A 16,942-nucleotide genomic window follows, 5' to 3' on the forward strand; every position below is an offset into this window, starting at 1 on the left:
TTCCCGTAGCGGCCGAGCCGCGACCCCACCGTGAGCATTCCTCCCGACCTTCTCCAGCAGATTCTCTCCGACGCAGACCACCCGCTGGGCATCAAGGAGCTCCTGCGACTCGCGGGCCTGCATCCTGGCCAGCAGACCGAGCTCAAGCGCGCCCTGCGCGAGCTGGTCCGTCAAGGCGCCATCGTCAAGGAGGGCAAGCGCTTCCTGCGCCCCAGCCCCCCTCGTGACGAGGCCGTACGTCCTGCCCCCGCGCACCCTGAGCAGGCGCGTCCGGAGGCGCCCCGCTTCGGCAAGGCCCACTCGAACGACTCCCGCGCCCGCTTCCAGGGGCATGGAGCGCGCGGACAGGAGGGCGGCCGTTTCCAGGACCGTGGTGCCCCGTCACGTGGCGCCCGCGACGCCGGACGCCATGGCGGTGGCGGGCGCGACGACTGGCGTGAGCGCTCCGGTCAGCGAGGCCGGAGGGAGCGCCGCTTCGGCGAGGTGCTCGACACGGTGGAGGGCATCCTCCACGTGCATCAGAACGGCTTCGGCTTCGTGCACCCGGTGTCGGGCGAGGGCGAGAACATCTTCCTGCCGCCGGGCGAGGCGCAGCGCGCGCTCGACAATGACCGGGTGGTGGTGGAGGTGGCGGGGCGGCCCGGACGTTACGAGGGGCGGCTGGTGCAGGTGGTGGACCGACGCCGCGAGCTGGCGGTGGGCGTCTACACCGCGCACGGGCGCCACGCGCTGGTGCTGCCGACGGACACGAGCCTGCCGGGGCCCATCCGCGTGCCGTTCACCCAGATGGCCCAGGAGGGCGACCTGGTGAAGGTGCGCCTGGGCGTGGGCGCGAACCTGTTGGACCCGGGTCGCGGGCTGATCGGCGAGGTGGCCGGCTCGCTCGGCAAGCCCGGCACGCCGAGCTCCGAGGTGATCGGCATCGCCTACTCGCAGGGCTTCTCGGACGAGTTCCCGCCGGAGGTCATGGACGAGGCGGACCGCTATGCCGTCACGGTGTCCGAGGACGAGGCGCGCGGCGAGCAGCGCCGCGACCTGCGCGCGATGGCGCTGGTCACCATCGACGGCGAGGACGCGCGCGACTTCGACGACGCGGTGTACGTGGAGGAGCAGCCGGGAGGTTGGCGGCTGGTGGTGGCCATCGCGGACGTGACGCACTACGTGCGCGAGCGCAGCGCGCTGGACGCGGAGGCGCTCCGGCGCGCGACGTCCGTGTACCTGCCGGACCGGGTGCTGCCGATGCTCCCGGAGCGGCTGAGCAACGGCATCTGCTCGCTGCGCCCGGACGAGGACCGGCTGTGCATGGTGGCGGACATGACGTTCGACACCCAGGGCCAGCGGCGCTCGTCCACGCTGTACCCGGCGGTGATGCGCAGCCAGGCGCGGTGCACGTACAACGAGGTGCAGGACGTCCTCGATGGCAAGGACGTGCCGCACCGCAACGCCTTCAAGCCGCACTTCGAGCGGATGATGTCGCTGGCGCGGGCGCTGATGAAGATGCGCAAGGAGCGCGGCGCCATCGACTTCGACCTGCCCGAGCACAAGGTCGTCGTGGGCAAGGACGGCCTGCCCGAGCGCATGGACAAGCGCGAGCGCAAGGACAGCCACCGGCTCATCGAGGAGTGCATGCTCGCCGCGAACGAGGCGGTGGCGCGCTTCTTCCAGGACGAGGGCCTGCCCACGGTGTACCGGTTCCACGGCGAGCCGGACGAGGAGAAGCTGGCGGCCTTCGCGGCGCTGGCGCAGGCGTATGGCTTCAAGCTGCGCTTCGAGGACGGGGTGTCGTCGAAGGAGCTGGACGCGTTCATCAGCCAGCTGGCGGGCCACCCGGAGCAGCGGGCGCTGAACCAGCTGCTGCTGCGCTCGATGATGCAGGCCGTGTACACGGCCTCGAAGGTGGGGCACTACGGGCTCGCGGCCGAGCACTACCTGCACTTCACCTCGCCCATCCGTCGCTACCCGGACCTGCTGGTGCACCGGCTGCTCAAGGCCCACTGGGCGAGGGCAGGCCGCAAGCCGTCGCAGGCCATGCTCGAGCGCGAGGAGGAGAAGCTCGAGGACATGGCGATGCAGTGCTCGGATCGCGAGCGCGCGGCCATGCAGGTGGAGCGCGAGGTGGTCTCGTTCTACGCGGCCCTGATGATGAAGGACCGCGTCGGCGAGGAGTTCGCGGCCACCATCGCGGCCATCACCGACTTCGGCTTCTTCGTCGAGCTGGACGAGGTGCACGTCGAAGGCCTGGTGAAGGCGGAGACGCTGGGGCCGGGCTCGAAGCTGGACAAGCAGACGCACGCGCTGGTGTACCCGAACGGGCGCCGCGTCCGCGTGGGCCAGAAGCTGCGCGTGCGGTTGCTGTCGGCGAACCCGACGGCGCGGAAGATCGACTTCGAGGCGCTCCAGTTCGACGGCGAGGCGCCGCTGGCGCGCCGTGAGGGCGGAGCGTTCTCGCACCGTCGTCCCGAGCGCCGCGAGCAGGTCGCGCATGGCAAGCACCGGGCCGAGCGGCCGGGACGCTGGGAGCGCGAGGAGAAGAAACAGGGCTCCGCCCGAGGCTGGGCCGCGCGCGAGGAGCCCTCGAGTCCCCGCGGCCGGTTCGTGCGGGAAGGGCGCCGCGAGGAGCCCGCGCGGGGCGAGGAGAAGTTCAAGCAGCCCTGGCGCGACGAGTCGGCGAACAAGCCCCGCGAAGGTCGTCCCGAGCGGGAGGGCCACGGTGAGAAGCGTCGGGTCTTCGTGCGCCCCGAGCAGCAGGGTGCCGAGGTGCGAGGTGCGCAGTCCGTGGAGCAGGAGTCCTCCGCCGTGAAGACGTTGGAGGCCCCCTCCGCTCCCGAGGCGACGGGTGGCTCGCCGCATCCCGGATTCGACCGGCTCCGCGCCCTGGCCGCGCAGGGGCAGCGTGGCGGCGGTACCCATGGTGCCAAGGGCGGGCGTCCGCACGCGCCGCAGAAGCACGGTCACGGCGGGAAGCCCGCCTCGAAGGACGCGCGCTTCCACCACCGGCCGCCGCCGAAGTTCGAGCCGCCGAAGCCTCGCGAGGAGACGGATGCCGCGTTCTCGCCCGAGAACTGGCAGCCCTCCGTTCCCGCCGAGCCTCCCGCGAAGCCGCCGGCGGCCCGTGAGTCGCGCGACGTGACGACGCACGCGGAGCCGTCGGCTCGTGCGACGCCAGGGGTGGTGTTGACCGCGGAGCCCGTGGTGACGACCGCTCCGGAAGCGGTCTCCCGTCCGGTGACGCCGCCTGCTTCGCGGGTCCGTCCGGCGGACGTGATGGACGCGGAGGTCGTGGGAGAGGCCCCCGCGAAGAAGCGCTCCCCGCGTGCGAAGCCGAAGCGCGAGTCCTCCGCCCCGAGCACACGGAAGACGGCCACCAGGCCCGCGGCCACGAAGAAGTCCGCGAAGAAGCCCGTGGCCGCGAAGAAGGCGCCCAAGGCGAAGGCGGCCAAGGCCACGACGCCCAGGTCGAAGCCCGCGAAGGTCAAGGTCACCGCGCCCAGGTCGAAGCCGGCGAAGTCCAAGGCCGTGCCCGCGAAGTCCAGGACGGCGCGGGCTCCGACGAAGGCCGCCGCGAAGAAGGGCAAGAAGGCCGCGTCCGCGACCAAGCCTCGCGGCACGGGCAAGGCTCGAACGAAGCGCTGAGCACCGAGCCAGGCCGCGCGAGCGACAGTCGCTCGCCGCGCGGTGTGGGGCAGGTGGGCCACATGATGTGGGGTGGTCCCCCCTGAATCCACGCGGATGCAACAGTGACGGCGGCACCTGCTCCCAGGTGACTCCGTGCGAGCGCCCCATGGCATGTCACTTGCCTTGGGGACGCGAACACACGACGCGTGTGCGCACAGTCATCTTGTCGAGGAGTGGAGCATGCGAGCCGTCCGGCCGGGCCGACGTTCGTCACCTTGGGTTCTCTGCCTCGCGCTCGGTGTCGCGAGTGTGCTCACGGCCTGCTCCTCCGATGGCCCGGTCGACGGGAACCCCAAGCCCGACGCGGGCACGAGCGCTGACGGCGGCACGGGCTCCGACGCGGGAGGCAACCCCGACGCGGGTTCGTCCGGCTCCGACGGTGGCGCGTCCACGCCGGATGGTGGACCCGGCCCGCTGCCTCCGTTCACCTGGGGAAGCGGGCCGGAGACGGGCTCCATCTCGGGGGACGTGTGGACGCCGGGGCGTGACTCGACGGGTCTGGTGAACGAGGCCTCCTGGGCGCTGGTGCCCAAGGGACGCTGGATTGAAGTCGCGGGGACGCCGCTCACCACGCTCGACGCGGAGGTCAAGGCCGCGCTCCCGGGCTTCAGCGACCTGGGCTCGCAGGGCATCGCCGGTGTCATCAACGCGTACTCCGGCATCGCGCTGGATGCGCCGAGGGCGCGGTGGTGGGCCTTCGGCGGTGGCCACGCCGACAGCTCCAACAACGGCCTCTATCGCTTCGACATGGCGCGGATGCGCTGGAGCATCGAGCAGCTGCCGGACCACTCCGCGAACTGGACGAACGTCCCCTGGGGCAACACCTACAGCGGCTATCCCCCCGCGGAGGCGTACGCCAAGGCGCATCCGGACAGCGACGTCCATTCGGACGAGTTCTTCGACCCGGACCGCCCCGCCGCGTCGACGCGCAACCCCACCGCGCGCCACACGTACAACGGGCTCGTCTACAACCCGGACCTCGACGAGGTGGCCACCGGCGTCCGGCGCATGTGGCGCTACAGCCTGAAGACTCGCACCTGGACGCGCCACAATCCGTTCAACACGCCGGGGGCCTCGTATGACGGCTCGAAGGGCTACGGCGGCGCCGCCGGCTGGACGTTCTGGGACGAGGTGCGCGGGCGCTACATGTTCGGCCCCACGGAGAACTACAACTATTCGCAGTGGTGGTCCTTCGGCCCCGAGGACACGTCCTGGAAGTGGGAGGTCGTCACGCCTCCCGCCTGGCACTTCGCGCAGATGGCCCGCGTGGGCCGCGTCCTCGTGAGCTTCCCCGCGCCGGGACACGAGGAGCCGCACGTGCAGATGCCGCGGTTGATCACCTACGACCTGGACACGACGAAGTGGAACGACATTCCACTGCGGAGCGACCTCGTGCGGGCGCGCTGCTATCCCGAATACTTCGAGGGCATGATCTTCACCCACGTGCCGCCGCTCAATCGCTACATCGCCGCGTTCCGGTATGACCGCGACGGGGACGGCTCCTTCGAATACCGCACCTACGAGGTCGACGCCGAGGCCCGCACCCTGCGCGAGGCCCCCCAGTGGGAGGCGGGCGCCTTCGGCGGCTGGCATGACCTGGTCAAGAACCGCTTCTTCTACCAGGCCACGCACGACGCCCTCGTCTATGTGCGCAAGGGCGAGGAGAACCTGCGAGTCTTCAGGTTGCCCTGAGCGGACTGCCTTCACGCTCAGCGCGAGAGTGATGTGATTGGGAGCAAGATGGCCCTGCCTTTGCTGGCGGGGTCGTTTTGTTTTCACAGGCACATGAAAAAAAGTCCTGGATCTGCGTAGCCCGTAGAGAGCGGAGGTCCAGTGAGAGCAGCCCTTTCCGCATGTATCGTCCTTGCAACAAATCATGAATATGCGGGATCAATCGACCCCCGCATGATAGGAAGCGCGCCCATGCGCACTTCCCTTCGGCTGTCTTCCCTCGTCCTTGCGTCGTCCTTCATCGTTGGTTGCCTCGGTCCCGAGGCGGAGCCGACGCCCGAGCCCGTCCAGGCCACCCAGGAGCAGGAGGCCACGGACCCCAACTTCCGCGTCTACAACATCGTCGAGGCCGTGCTGCCCGCCGGCAACTATGACGGCGTCGCGGGCAACGAGTGTGTTGCCCTCCTGAACCCCGAGCACCGCCTGCGCAAGGTCATCCTGGTGGCGCCCGCGGCCGCCAACGGCAGCTGCGCGCTGAGCGGGTACACGGCCGGCTCCGCCCTGAGCTTCACGTGGGGCGACACGTCCGTCTACCAGGGCTCCGCCGGCATCGCCTCCATCCGCGCCGCGCTGTCCGACTCGAACGGCGCCGTGCACCGCGTCGTCGGCTCCATCACCAACGAGGCCGCGGCCCTGGCCAGCCTCAACGCGTTCCTCGCGCAGCCCACCGCGACGCAGGGTGCCCAGCTGGGTGGCTTCACCGCCGTCCGGGTCCACTCCATCTATGACTTCGAGGGCCAGGAGCAGGTCAATGCCGAGGCCGCGTACCAGTCCGTCCGCGTCACCCAGCCCTGCGAGAACCCTGGCTCTCCTGAGCTCGTGGCGCGCGTGAACAACGGCTTCGTCTACGGCTACTCCGCCAGCAACACGGGCAGCTGCCACAGCGGCTGGTTCACCGTGACCCGCCGCTACAACCGCAACTGGCAGCTCGTCTACAACTACTCCTACTCGGAGTGATTCGCCGCGCCGCTCGGGCGCTCCCGTGAGGGCTCGAGCGACGCGTGGTTCCGCCGGTGCCCGCCATCCTGGGCGGGCGCCGGTGTGATGTGGTCGGACGCCCTCCATTGACTGCCATTGCGCCGCGCCGGGCGCGATGTGTGCCGTTGGGGGGGGCTGTCGTGCGGGTGGGCGTGGGTGCCACACCTGGGATTGCCGCCATCCCCCTACCCAGACGCCCCGCAAACAGACATCGTGTGGCCCGCGAAGTGCCACTTCGATGCGCCTCGAGCGTCCAGGACGGGTTGCCCGATGACCCAGGAGCCGCAGCAGAGCCTCGGACGATATGAGCTCCTCGCCCAACTCGGCAGGGGAGGCATGGCGGAGACGTGGCGCGCGCGGCTGGTGGGCGCCGCCGGAGTCACCAAGCCCGTCCTCATCAAGAAGGTGCTCCCGGAGCACGCGAACGACGAGGCCTTCATCGCGATGTTCATCAGCGAGGCGCGCATCTCCGCCACGCTGTCCCACGGGAACATCGCGCAGGTCTTCGACTTCGGTCGGATGGATGGCCAGTACTTCCTGGCCATGGAGCTGGTGGATGGCCAGCCGCTGCACCGCGTGTTGAGGCGCGCGGCGAAGACGGGCCTCGCGTCGATGCCCATCCCGCTGGCCACGTACATCGCGATGGAGATGTGCCGCGGGCTGCACTACGCGCACTCGCGCACGGACGACCAGGGCGTGCCCCTGCACATCGTCCACCGCGACATCTCCCCCGACAATGTCCTCATCAGCTACGAGGGACAGGTCAAGATCGTCGACTTCGGCATCGCCAAGGCGCGCATGCTGCGCAGCTTCCACACCGAGCCGGGCATCGTCCGGGGGAAGTACCTCTACTTCTCACCCGAGCAGGCCCGGGGCCAGGAGGTGGATGCGCGCACGGATGTCTGGGCCACGGGCCTGGTGCTGTACGAGATGCTCTGCGGTCAGGCTCCGGTCTCCGGCTCGGAGGCCCTGGTCATGTCGAAGCTGGCGCACGGCGAGTTCCCCTCGCCGCGAGAGGTGCGCAAGGAGCTGCCGAACGCGCTGAATGAGATTGTCATGCGGGCGCTGGCCGTGGACACCCGGTTCCGCTACGAGTCGGCGAACACCTTCGGTGACGCGCTGGCCGGATTCCTCCATTCCTTCGCGCCCCGCTTCGGGATGTCCAACCTGGCGTACCTGGTCCGCGAGCTGTTCCGCGAGGACCTGCTGCAGCAGGGAAGGGACCTCGCGGTGCCGGCCTCGTTCGTCGAGGAGCTGAGCGCGTGGCGAGGCACCGAGCACGCTCCGACGCGCGCGCCCACGAAGTCGACCCGCGTTCTCCAGGACGTCGTGCCCACGACGCCGCTGCCCGGGAGAGGCCAGGCCAACCCCGAGCCGCCTCCGTCCGCTCCCCAGGAGCCGCCGAGCCGGTCCTGGCGCTGGGGGCTCCTCGCCGCCGGAGGACTGGTGGCGATGCTCACGCTGGCCCTGCTGCCCTGGGTGCTCGATGACGGGCCTCCTCCCGCGCCGCCCCCGCCGCCGGGGCCCCTGGAGCCCTTGGGGGAAGGAGGCCCGGAGGTACTGGCCGGGAGCGGCAGCGCGCTGGGGACATCGGACTCGACCTCCGAGGTCCAGGGTGTCCCCGTGGCGGAGGCCGAGTCCGTCGCCGACCATCCCGACGCGACCTCCATCCGCCTGGACTCCCGTCGACATGTCTTCCGCGTGCCGGGGGAGATGGTGGCCTTCTTCCACCTGTCCCCGTCCGCCACGTACTCCCTCTGGGAGCCGGGCTTCTCGGCCCGGAGCCCGCCGCGCGCGGTCCTGGAGCCGGCTGTGTATGCCGAGCAGCCCATCTTCTATCTGCTCGCCGGAGATGCCGTCCCCGTCGCCCAGCGTCAGGGCGTCGTTCCGCGGCGTCCGCTGGCGCTCAAGGGCATCCGGTCCGTCGCCCTGTTCACGCTCGGGGAGCCCATCAAGGACGACCTCAGCCCGCAGAACGTGTCCCTGCGCGATCCCCGCGAGCGCTCCGAGCGGCGCTTCATCTTCCATCCGGAGCCCATGCGGGTGTCCACCGCCCAGGGCTTCCTGCTCCGGGGGCTGGACGCCCGGCAGACGTACACCGTGTCCCTGGCTCCCGTGGGCGAGGGCGTCTTCCCGAGGGGCCGCGCGCTGGGGCCCGCGAACCACGCCGCCTGCGTCGAGTGGTCCCCGGGCAACGCCCTGCCGAAGCTGGACCGGTACGGCGAGCCCATCCGGATGCAGCCCGTGCGCTTCTTCCTGTCGGGGACGCGCGAGGTGAAGGTCCGAGGCATCCAGGGGCTGCGCTGCGGTCTGCTCGACGACGATGTCTCGGACAACGAAGGTGAGGTCGAGGTGCGGGTGATCTCGGCGGATGCGCGACGGCCCAGGAGCCCGAGCCCCGCCGCGTCCTCGACTCCCGACGACGAGGCGGCCCGGCTGTACGCCGAGGCCCAGCGGCTGTCGCGCGCGGGGAAGACCCACGATGCCTTCCTGCTCGCCGAGGACTGTCTCTCCAACGTGCCGGAGCAGGCGAGCTGTCTGCTCCTCTCCGGCGCCATGCAGGCACGTCTCAACCGGATGGATGGCGCCCGCGAGCGTTACCGGACGTTCGTGAAGCGCTATCCCGCCCACCCCGAGGCCGCCAGGGTGCGCCAGCTCCTCGAGGACTATTCCAAGACACGCTGATGCCTCATGGCTGTCTCGGTACGACCGCCAGGAAGCATCCCGATTCAATCGGCACTCCGACGCCCGCGGAGGTGTCCGCCGCGGGCGTCGGCTCTTCAGGCAGAGCCCGGGTGGGCCTGACACACGCGCTTCGTGTCACGCCCGGATGGGTGGCTCAGAGCGGCCTGGCGATCTTGGACAGGAACGTGTCTGGGGTCCCCAGGATGGTGTTGCCCTGGTAGTGACCGTCCACGTAGCCGCCGACGTAGAGGTCCCCCGAGAAGTCCACGACCACACCCATGCTGCGCACATCCTTGGCCACGCCGTTGATGGCCGCGGTCTCCTGCTGGATGACCCACTGCAGGTTGCCGGTGTAGTCCAGCTTCGCGACATAGTTGTGGACCTTGCCTCCGCTGGTGTCGGTCACCTGTGTGATGTCCGCCACGCCACCGCCCGTCGTGTAGATGCCGCTCGCATCGACGTAGAGCCCCATGGCCCAGGAGCCAGAGCCCGAGTCGAGCTCCCACACCCACTGCTTGACGCCCGAGGGGCTGAAGCGGGCCACGAACACGTCGATCTGTGGGATGACGTTGGGCACGCCATCCATGCCGCCGCCCGCATAGCCCGCGAGATACACGTTCCCCGTCGCGTCCACCTGCGAGCCGTACAGGTAGGCCCCCGTCCCGGGCGCACCGGCCAGCCGGGTCCACTGCTTCACGCCGTCGGCGTCGTACTTGGTGATGAAGGCATCCTGGGGGCCGGTGAGGGTGTTTCCATCCAGGTTGCCGTCCGTCCAGCCGGACACGTAGACATTGCCGAGGTCATCCGCGGCGGCACGGCGACCATGGGTCGTCTTGCCGGCAACGCCCAGCTGTCGCGTCCACAGCCTGGTGCCGTCGGGGCCGTACTTCACCACGAAGGCGTCATAGCTCCCGATGCGCGTGTTCCCATCCAGGCCACCATTCGTCAGGCCCACCAGGAAGGCATTGTCATTGGCATCCACCGCCACGCCGTAGCCCTCCGTCTGCGCATTCGCGACGCCAATCTGGCGCGTCCAGCCATGGACGCCCGTGTAGCGATAGCGCATCAGGAACGCGCTCGACCCTGGAATGGACGGGTTGCCGTCCAGTGAGCCCGAGGTCCAGCCCGCGACGTAGATCTCCTCGAAGCTGCGGTTGCGCGCCACGCCGTAGCCCAGGGCGATGTTGCCCGCTGCGCCGATCTGCTTGTGGAACAGCAGGTTGCCATTCCAGTCTCGCGCCGAGAGGAAGGCATCCATCTGGCCCACCGCGGGCTGGCCCGACAGGCCCACCGAGGTCATCCCCGTGGCGTAGGTGCGCCCCGCCGGGTCTCCCGCGAGGTCATGGATGCGACTGAATCCCCCCGTGCCTCCGGTGGTCCGGGTCCACAGCGAGGACGTCATGGGGTAGGGCTGACAATTGTAGAGCTCCAGACGTGAGATGGAGACCACGACGTTGCCCGCGCGGCTGTCATTGTCATCCGTCACGCTGATTCGATACTTCTTGTACGCGCCGGGGGAGCTGACGGCGAACTCGCGGCGCTCGTGGCCGGCCCAGCCCGTCTGGTTGGTTCGGGTGTCCATCACCGTCCAGGCGCTGCCGGTCCACCCCTCCAGCGTCCAGTTCTTCGGGGCGCGGGTGGTGATGGTGCCGTTGCCGTAGGTGACGGCATATCGCTGCACCAGCTGGGAGGTGCTCGGAAACTCATAGGCCAGCCACGCGGGTGTCTGTCCCTGGGTCGATAGCCAGAAGCTCGCCGCGTTGTCGAACCCGAGCCATGGCTGATAGCTGGGGTCATACATGCTGGAGGCAGATGCGATGCCCGACGGGATGTTGTTCCCCGACATCACGGGGATGAGGCTGGTGCACGTCAGCCCCTGCTCCTGCGCCGACAGACTTGCGTCCGCCTTCTCCTCCTTCGCATCCACTCCGTCGCAGCCGACCAGCGCCAGCGCGCTGGCGACAAAAATGCTCCGAATCGTTCGATGACTCATCACGGTGTCTCCTCTCGACTTCCGCGTGCCGGATGGCACACGTCTCCCGGGCGCGTTCGTTCGTCGTCCCGGTCAGGCTTTGATGGCGATTGATTCGGGCCACAGTGACTCTGGGACTTGTGAAGTCTGACGGACTCTTTGTGTCAGCGTGTTTCCAGTGCCGTGGAGTAGGCTCGGGCGTGAGCGAGGGGATGGCCCTCGTGTGACGGGGGAACTCCATGCGATACGTCGTCCCGTTCGTGCTGCACTCCGCGACTTCCGTTGTCGCATCCACGCCAGCGCCGGAGGGGCAGGGTGGGGAGTACGTGGCGGTCATCTGGGGAGGCGGCAAGGACGCTGAGGCCGCGAAGGCGTCCGTGGCGAAGTGGGAGTCGGAGCGGGAGCTGGTCGCGAAGGCGCTCGTGTTGGCGGAGGGCTTTCCGAAGACGGTGTCGAGCGGCTCGGTGCCAGGGCTCAACCCGGGTTTCGAGGTCGTGTTGCTGGGGTTCTGTCGGAGTGACGAGTCCGCGGTGCAGCGCCGCTTGTTGAAGGCGTATCACCCGTTCATCTACGAGCGGCCGGTGACGCAGGCGGTGTCCGCGTGTCCGAAGTGGAAGGAGGCGGGGGGCGAGCGCGTGGTCCAGGAGCCGGCGATGTTGAAGGTGGGGCTGAGCGGCGTGACGCTGACGCGCGTCGTCTCCCGGCTGAAGCCGCCGGTGTCGTTGGGGGATGGGCGGGTGGTGCTGTGGCTGGACGTGGTGGCGCGCGACGCGGCGGGCAAGTACCTGGGCAAGGTGAGCATGGAGGACGAGCACTCCCCGACGGGCATGGGGATGGAGGGCTGCGACACGACGCTGGAGCCCTCCCGCAAGACGGCCTTCGTGGTGACCCGGCATTGCACCTATGCGGCGGGGGCCGCGTGCAACTTCCTGCCGAGCGACACCACGCGCACCGTCGTGAAGTGGGACGGGCAGAAGCTGGTCGAGGAGGACAAGGTCATCGAGAAGCGGGAGCTGAACTACGACAAGGACTGCGCCGAGTAGCCCGAGGGCTCACGTCGACGGGCGGGGCGATGACGGCTGTCATGGGGCTGATGACTGCTGTCATCAGGCGACGCGGGGAGACCCGGGAGAGGGTGCTCGCCAACTGATTGAAATCAGGAGGGCAGTGCGTCCACTTGGGGCGACACGGGCATGGCATGTGGGGTGCAGTGGGGAGGGGCATCGCAGGAACGACCCATCCGCCGCACTTCGAAGGAGCCTCCCATGTCCCCCCGCATCGGTAAGAAGCTGACCCGCTCCAACACGCTGCCGTCCTCGTCCACCCCGAAGGTGTCCCAGCCGAAGCCCTTGGGGCGGGCGAACACGCTGCCGTCCTCGGCGCCGTCCTCGCAGGTGACGAAGCCCGTGGCGACGCAGCCGACGCCGGGTGCGCAGCCCGCGGTGGAGCCCAGGCCGCTGAAGCACCCGGGCATGGTGGAGGGCCAGCCGTCGTACAGCCCCTTCGAGAAGACCACGGGCCAGGCCTCGGACATCATGGTGAGCGGCGGCGACAACAAGCTCACGGCTCCGGCGGGCGCCCAGCCGAACATGCTCGTGGACCGGCCTGGCAAGACGTTTCAGAAGGACACCTTCGGTGGGGGTTCGCTGAGTGGTGGCACGGGCTCGGTGCAGGCCTCGACCACGCGGTACGACGCTCCGGGCGTGCACCACTACTCGGCGCAGGCCGAGGTGAACGGGCCCAACGCGGCGTTCGAGCTGCAGAAGACGCACGCGGGCCGGTTCGGCGTGACGAGCGGTCAGATCACGGGTGAGGCGAACAGCTTCAAGGCGCAGGGCCAGGCGGGGCTGTCGTACGACCGGCACAACCACGCGTACACGGCGGCGCTGACGGGCAAGGCGGAGACGGGCGTGGGGGTGACGGCGAGCGCGAACCACGACTTCAACCGGCACGTGGGTGGCTACGTGAAGGGTGAGGCGAAGGCGTCGGCGACGGCGTACGCCGAGGGTGTGGCGAGCCTGGACCCGAGGACGGCCACGGCGATGCTCTCCGGTCAGGTGGGCGCGGCGGCCACGGCGGGTGCGTACGGCACGGCGGGCGGGCACCTGGGCCGGCTGCACGGCTCTGTCACGGGCGGCGTGGTGGCGGGCGCGGCGGCGCAGGCGGGCGGCAAGATTGGGTTGGAGAATGGCTTCTTCAAGCAGTCGGCGGATGTGAATGCCGCGGCGGGCGTGGGTACGCACCTGAAGACGGACGTGGCGGTGGACCTGCGTCACCACATCAAGCCGGGCATCGCGTCGGGTCTGCGTCCGGCCGCCGGGTTGGGCACGAGCGTGGCCTCGCCCGCCAACACCCTGGAGCCCGAGAAGTCCCGCATGGAGAACTTCTTCTCGAAGGTCTTCCACCAGTCCTGAGGCGTGCGTCGGGCGACCGGGTCGCCACGGTGAAGGATGAAGCCCAGTTCCCTGGTGGGGAGCTGGGCTTCTGTCGTTCGTGTTCGTGCGCGGGTCAGAATCTCTTGATCAGCGCATCGTAGATGTTGCTGTCGACGGCGAAGCCCACGAAGAACCCAGGCCGCATGCCCTTCCACGTCTTCTCGGTGGGGATGTCTCCATCCCCCGTGAAGCTGCTGCCCACGGTGTAGCCCTTCGTCAGGCGCGTGTTCTTATGCAGGCTGAGGCCCAGCGCCAGGGAGAGCGAGCCCGTGTAGGTGAACGCGAGCCCTACGACGGCATCCTCCGTGGGCGAGGTCGGCTTCACGGCCGCGAAGACGTTGAGGACGTAGTTATCATACCTCATCGCTTCGTAGTCCACCCCAAACACCATCCATGTCGCACCGACATAGACCGCGAGGCCCTCCCGGTCCGTCACCTCCTGGACGAGCTGGGACGAATCCGTCTCGAAGCGTCGCGTGGTGGCCGTGTCGAATCCCACCATGGCCGTGGCGGCGAGGTGATAGCGAGGCCGCACCCGGGCTGTGACCACATTTTCGACGGAAGAGGACGCTGCTTCCGGAGTCGTTCCTGCTTGCTTCTGGCGCTTGGCTTCATAGCCGGAGAGCGGGTGGACTTCGTATGAAAGGGGGCCCGCTCCACACCGGAACATCTGCCCTACGGGAACCAGCTTGAACTTGATAGGTCGCGCGCGCTCCTCGGGTTTCACGCCTGGGGGCACCATGTTGGCATCCGCGCCCTCCTTGGCCGACGGGGCCTCTTTCTGACGGAATGTATTGACGGCCTCACAGTTCTTCGAGGTGATTCTCGGCAGGCGCTCTTCAGTCTCGGGCAGGATGAATGCCACCTGGATCCACGCTCCCTCCGAGACAGCATTGTCCATGGGGGGCGCAACGGCGCCGGATGGCAGGTGCACGAGCAAGGTTCGCTTCTTCTTGTCAATAGTCTTTAATTGCTTGAGCAGGTGCTGCTTGTGTGCAGCGCCGTCCTTCAGCCAGAACTCAAGCGCACTTACGTCAATCGAGTCGGTCTTCGAAGTGCCCTCTTCTCCGAAATAGGAAACCGAGTCACCCTCCTCGGTCTTACAGTCGATGGGCGAACTCACCGCGCCCGCTGTGTTCATCTGGACCTGGAGGAACGCCGTCTCGCGTATGCCGAACTTCGCACGCTCCATGGTGAGCACCGCCAGGTTGCCACCTTCGGCGGGTGGGGAGATGCCGTCGAGTGGGAAGGAGACGACCTCGACAGGAGTTGTTTGCTTGACGAGGGAGGCGCTTTCCAGTTTCGAGCCGACAGGGACGGTGACTTCGATGCGAAGAAACTGCTCTTTCGTCTCCACGCCCTTTTGTCTCATCGTGCAGACGGGCGCGCCATCCTCCTGCTTGTAGACCTCATACCGGTACGTTGTCTCCTCCGCCCTGGCGAGACAGGAGAAGAAGATCACGCACCCCGCCGCGATGATTCTATTGCAATGCATTGAAGACCCCTTCCGCGCGAATGACCATGGTGTGCTTGTCGGCTGAACCGACGACAAATCCAATCAGCCGGCCTGCGTCATCCAGGACGCAGGCGCCGCTGTCTCCCTCCGCCGTCACCCGGCCAGCGAGGCGGATGAGTGAGCGCATCCTCCCGTCAACGCCGAAGTCGGCCGGGGCCTCGAGCGCATCAATCCACGACCTGCGCTCACCATCGACGGTGATGACACGGACGCCGATGTCGTGCTCGGAGGACTTCAGCGTGCGGACCCGGACAGGCGACCGCGTGGCGCGAGCGATATCGTTGGCCTGCAGCGGCCCAGCCCGCGCACCGTCGATCTCCTCGTCGTCGCGGTAGCGCCTCACCACGCCCGCGGGGATGCTCCGTCCTCCCGGGAGCAACACCGTCACCTGTCTCCCCGTGGCCTTCGCCACGTGGCCGGAGAAGTAGATGTCTCCGGTGTCGAAGGCCGCGCTGAGCGTACCGAGCTTGTCTCCCACTCTCACTTGCGTGAGGTTGCCCGGGCGCACCGGTGTCCCCCATTGCTTCGTCCCTGTGGGCAGCTCCTGCACGTCCAGCATCACGGTGTGACGCACGCCTCCGACCCGTGCCTGGAAGGGACCTTCGATGAGCGAGCGGACCTCGCGTGGTGGCTTCTTCTTTCGCACCCAGACGATGAGCGAGTCCGCCTGGCGTGGCAGTCCGCCCGTGTATTTCACGCCCCAGGACACGCCCACGACGTCCCGTCTGCGCAGGAACTTGCGACGCGCGGCCGTGAGGACCTTCTCACGGGCGCTCTCCGAGAGCTTGAGCTGCCGCCTGACCCAGGGAATACGTCTGTCCTGGTCCTTCGAGCGCGCCAGCTTCTCCTCGAGCCAACCCTTCATCCCAGGATTGGCGCGCAGGCTCGTGCGCAGAACCTCCTCGATGGAGAGTTGACCCGACTGTATCGCGCGCAGTGCTTCGAGGACCACGCCGCTTGCGGACGTGCTCATGGGCGGGCTCTTCTCTCCAACGCTTCAGTCAGACGCTGCTCTTCACGGTGCCGTGCGGACATTCATCCTCCCGATGAAAACCGGCTCGATGGCGCCAGCCCCCCCCTCGCACCTGGCACCATCGAGCCCACCCCCGTCGTTTGCGTGGGGCGCGCTTCCCCGGTGAGCAAAGCCCATGCCCGGTTCAGTCCAGTCGTGGACACACGTGCTCTCGCCCGGGGTGGTGTCCAATCGATTTGAATGCGGCGTGGGGGACTGTCCACTGGAGTTGACAGTCCAGGGAGCCGTCATTCAGAGGAGGCGGGCTGGCGCGCGGATTGCTCCTGTCGCGCGGCGAATGGGCTCAGCTCATTGCAGTGAATGACTTGTTCCTGGCGGGGTGTCGCAGCCACCGCCAGGGCTCGACACTCTCAATCCACTACCCCAGGAGCAGAGATGCCAGACGTTCCCCTGGCCGTATCCACCGAGGAGTATGGCGCCGCCGATATCGAACCCAAGGCGACCCCGCAGGAGTTAAGGCGCTGGTGGCTCCGGGACACCATCGGACCGCGCTTCCATCCCTATATCGTCAAGCGGGTCCGCGAGGAGACGACCTGTGACGGCTTGCGGAATTTCTATTTCCAGCTCGCGCGCAGGGAGGACCTGAGGGACCTCGTCGACCCCACCCAGCCGAAGCTCTTCATGGTGGAGTTGACCCAGCAGTTCCGGATCTGCTGGCCGGATCTCCCCTCGACCGCTCCGCGTGCGACGGACAAGCATCCGTATGGCTTTCTCATGCTGTCGGAGGCCTGGGAGACCAGTGCGAACCTGGACCTGGGAGCCACTCTCGATGTCAGGACCCTGAGGGAGGGAGGGAAGAAGTGGCCCATCGCCGCGAGCAACAAGATGTTGCTGCGCGCCCTGAGTGAGGACGAGGCCCTGGAGGACCTGCCGCTGCTCGAGGTCCTCAATGAAATCATGTTGTCTCTGCGCTAGAG

General features: G+C 68.3%; 10 protein-coding genes. 7 read left to right on the plus strand and 3 right to left on the minus strand.

The window, feature by feature from the left end; all coding sequences use genetic code 11:
* The first annotated feature begins 30 nt into the window (after nucleotides 1–30).
* From rnr to K8625_RS44315, 4 genes are all read left to right on the plus strand, one after another.
* Nucleotides 31–3,633: a ribonuclease R gene (gene rnr, locus K8625_RS35290; protein ID WP_223785161.1), complete on the plus strand. Its 3,603-nt coding sequence runs from the start codon at nucleotides 31–33 to the stop codon at nucleotides 3,631–3,633.
* A 222-nt stretch (nucleotides 3,634–3,855) separates the two neighbouring features.
* Nucleotides 3,856–5,367, plus strand: coding sequence for a hypothetical protein (locus tag K8625_RS35295; RefSeq protein ID WP_223785162.1), 1,512 nt, complete (start codon nucleotides 3,856–3,858; stop codon nucleotides 5,365–5,367).
* Between the two features lie 231 nt (nucleotides 5,368–5,598).
* A complete protein-coding gene (locus K8625_RS35300) occupies nucleotides 5,599–6,363 on the plus strand; it encodes a hypothetical protein (RefSeq protein ID WP_223747640.1) in 765 nt (254 codons plus the stop codon).
* A 291-nt stretch (nucleotides 6,364–6,654) separates the two neighbouring features.
* On the plus strand, nucleotides 6,655–9,069 hold the full coding sequence (locus K8625_RS44315; protein ID WP_305070932.1) for a serine/threonine-protein kinase: 2,415 nt from the start codon (nucleotides 6,655–6,657) through the stop codon (nucleotides 9,067–9,069).
* A gap of 154 nt (nucleotides 9,070–9,223) precedes the next feature.
* On the opposite strand, the gene K8625_RS35310 is transcribed toward K8625_RS44315, so the two are convergent.
* Complete coding sequence (locus K8625_RS35310) at nucleotides 9,224–11,062, minus strand: SBBP repeat-containing protein (RefSeq protein ID WP_223785163.1); 1,839 nt, start codon at nucleotides 11,060–11,062, stop codon at nucleotides 9,224–9,226.
* Between the two features lie 218 nt (nucleotides 11,063–11,280).
* On the opposite strand from K8625_RS35310, the gene K8625_RS35315 reads away from it, so the two are divergent.
* Nucleotides 11,281–12,084, plus strand: coding sequence for a hypothetical protein (locus K8625_RS35315; protein WP_223785164.1), 804 nt, complete (start codon nucleotides 11,281–11,283; stop codon nucleotides 12,082–12,084).
* Nucleotides 12,085–12,306: 222 nt separating this feature from the next.
* Nucleotides 12,307–13,455, plus strand: coding sequence for a hypothetical protein (locus K8625_RS35320; protein WP_223785165.1), 1,149 nt, complete (start codon nucleotides 12,307–12,309; stop codon nucleotides 13,453–13,455).
* A 94-nt stretch (nucleotides 13,456–13,549) separates the two neighbouring features.
* Here K8625_RS35320 and K8625_RS35325 read toward each other — a convergent pair whose 3' ends face one another.
* Together K8625_RS35325 and K8625_RS35330 are read right to left on the minus strand one after the other, a co-directional pair.
* On the minus strand, nucleotides 13,550–14,938 hold the full coding sequence (locus K8625_RS35325) for a hypothetical protein (RefSeq protein ID WP_223785166.1): 1,389 nt from the start codon (nucleotides 14,936–14,938) through the stop codon (nucleotides 13,550–13,552).
* A 19-nt stretch (nucleotides 14,939–14,957) separates the two neighbouring features.
* Complete coding sequence (locus K8625_RS35330; protein WP_223747646.1) at nucleotides 14,958–15,965, minus strand: hypothetical protein; 1,008 nt, start codon at nucleotides 15,963–15,965, stop codon at nucleotides 14,958–14,960.
* A gap of 435 nt (nucleotides 15,966–16,400) precedes the next feature.
* Here K8625_RS35330 and K8625_RS35335 point away from each other — a divergent pair, with 435 nt between their 5' ends.
* Nucleotides 16,401–16,940, plus strand: a complete 540-nt coding sequence (locus K8625_RS35335; RefSeq protein WP_223785167.1) for a hypothetical protein — start codon at nucleotides 16,401–16,403, stop codon at nucleotides 16,938–16,940.
* The last annotated feature ends 2 nt before the right edge of the window (nucleotides 16,941–16,942 follow it).

Source organism: Myxococcus sp. AS-1-15, assembly GCF_020037055.1.
In the GTDB taxonomy this organism is placed as follows: Bacteria; Myxococcota; Myxococcia; order Myxococcales; family Myxococcaceae; genus Myxococcus; species Myxococcus fulvus.

Bases quoted from the DNA above. Each gene is read 5' to 3' on its own strand.
- K8625_RS35320 (WP_223785165.1), top strand. From the start codon at position 12,307: ATGTCCCCCCGCATCGGTAAGAAGCTGACCCGCTCCAACACGCTGCCG.
- K8625_RS35330 (WP_223747646.1), bottom strand. From the start codon at position 15,965: ATGAGCACGTCCGCAAGCGGCGTGGTCCTCGAAGCACTGCGCGCGATA.
- K8625_RS44315 (WP_305070932.1), top strand. From the start codon at position 6,655: ATGACCCAGGAGCCGCAGCAGAGCCTCGGACGATATGAGCTCCTCGCC.
- K8625_RS35315 (WP_223785164.1), top strand. From the start codon at position 11,281: ATGCGATACGTCGTCCCGTTCGTGCTGCACTCCGCGACTTCCGTTGTC.
- K8625_RS35335 (WP_223785167.1), top strand. From the start codon at position 16,401: ATGCCAGACGTTCCCCTGGCCGTATCCACCGAGGAGTATGGCGCCGCC.
- K8625_RS35295 (WP_223785162.1), top strand. From the start codon at position 3,856: ATGCGAGCCGTCCGGCCGGGCCGACGTTCGTCACCTTGGGTTCTCTGC.
- K8625_RS35310 (WP_223785163.1), bottom strand. From the start codon at position 11,062: ATGAGTCATCGAACGATTCGGAGCATTTTTGTCGCCAGCGCGCTGGCG.
- K8625_RS35300 (WP_223747640.1), top strand. From the start codon at position 5,599: ATGCGCACTTCCCTTCGGCTGTCTTCCCTCGTCCTTGCGTCGTCCTTC.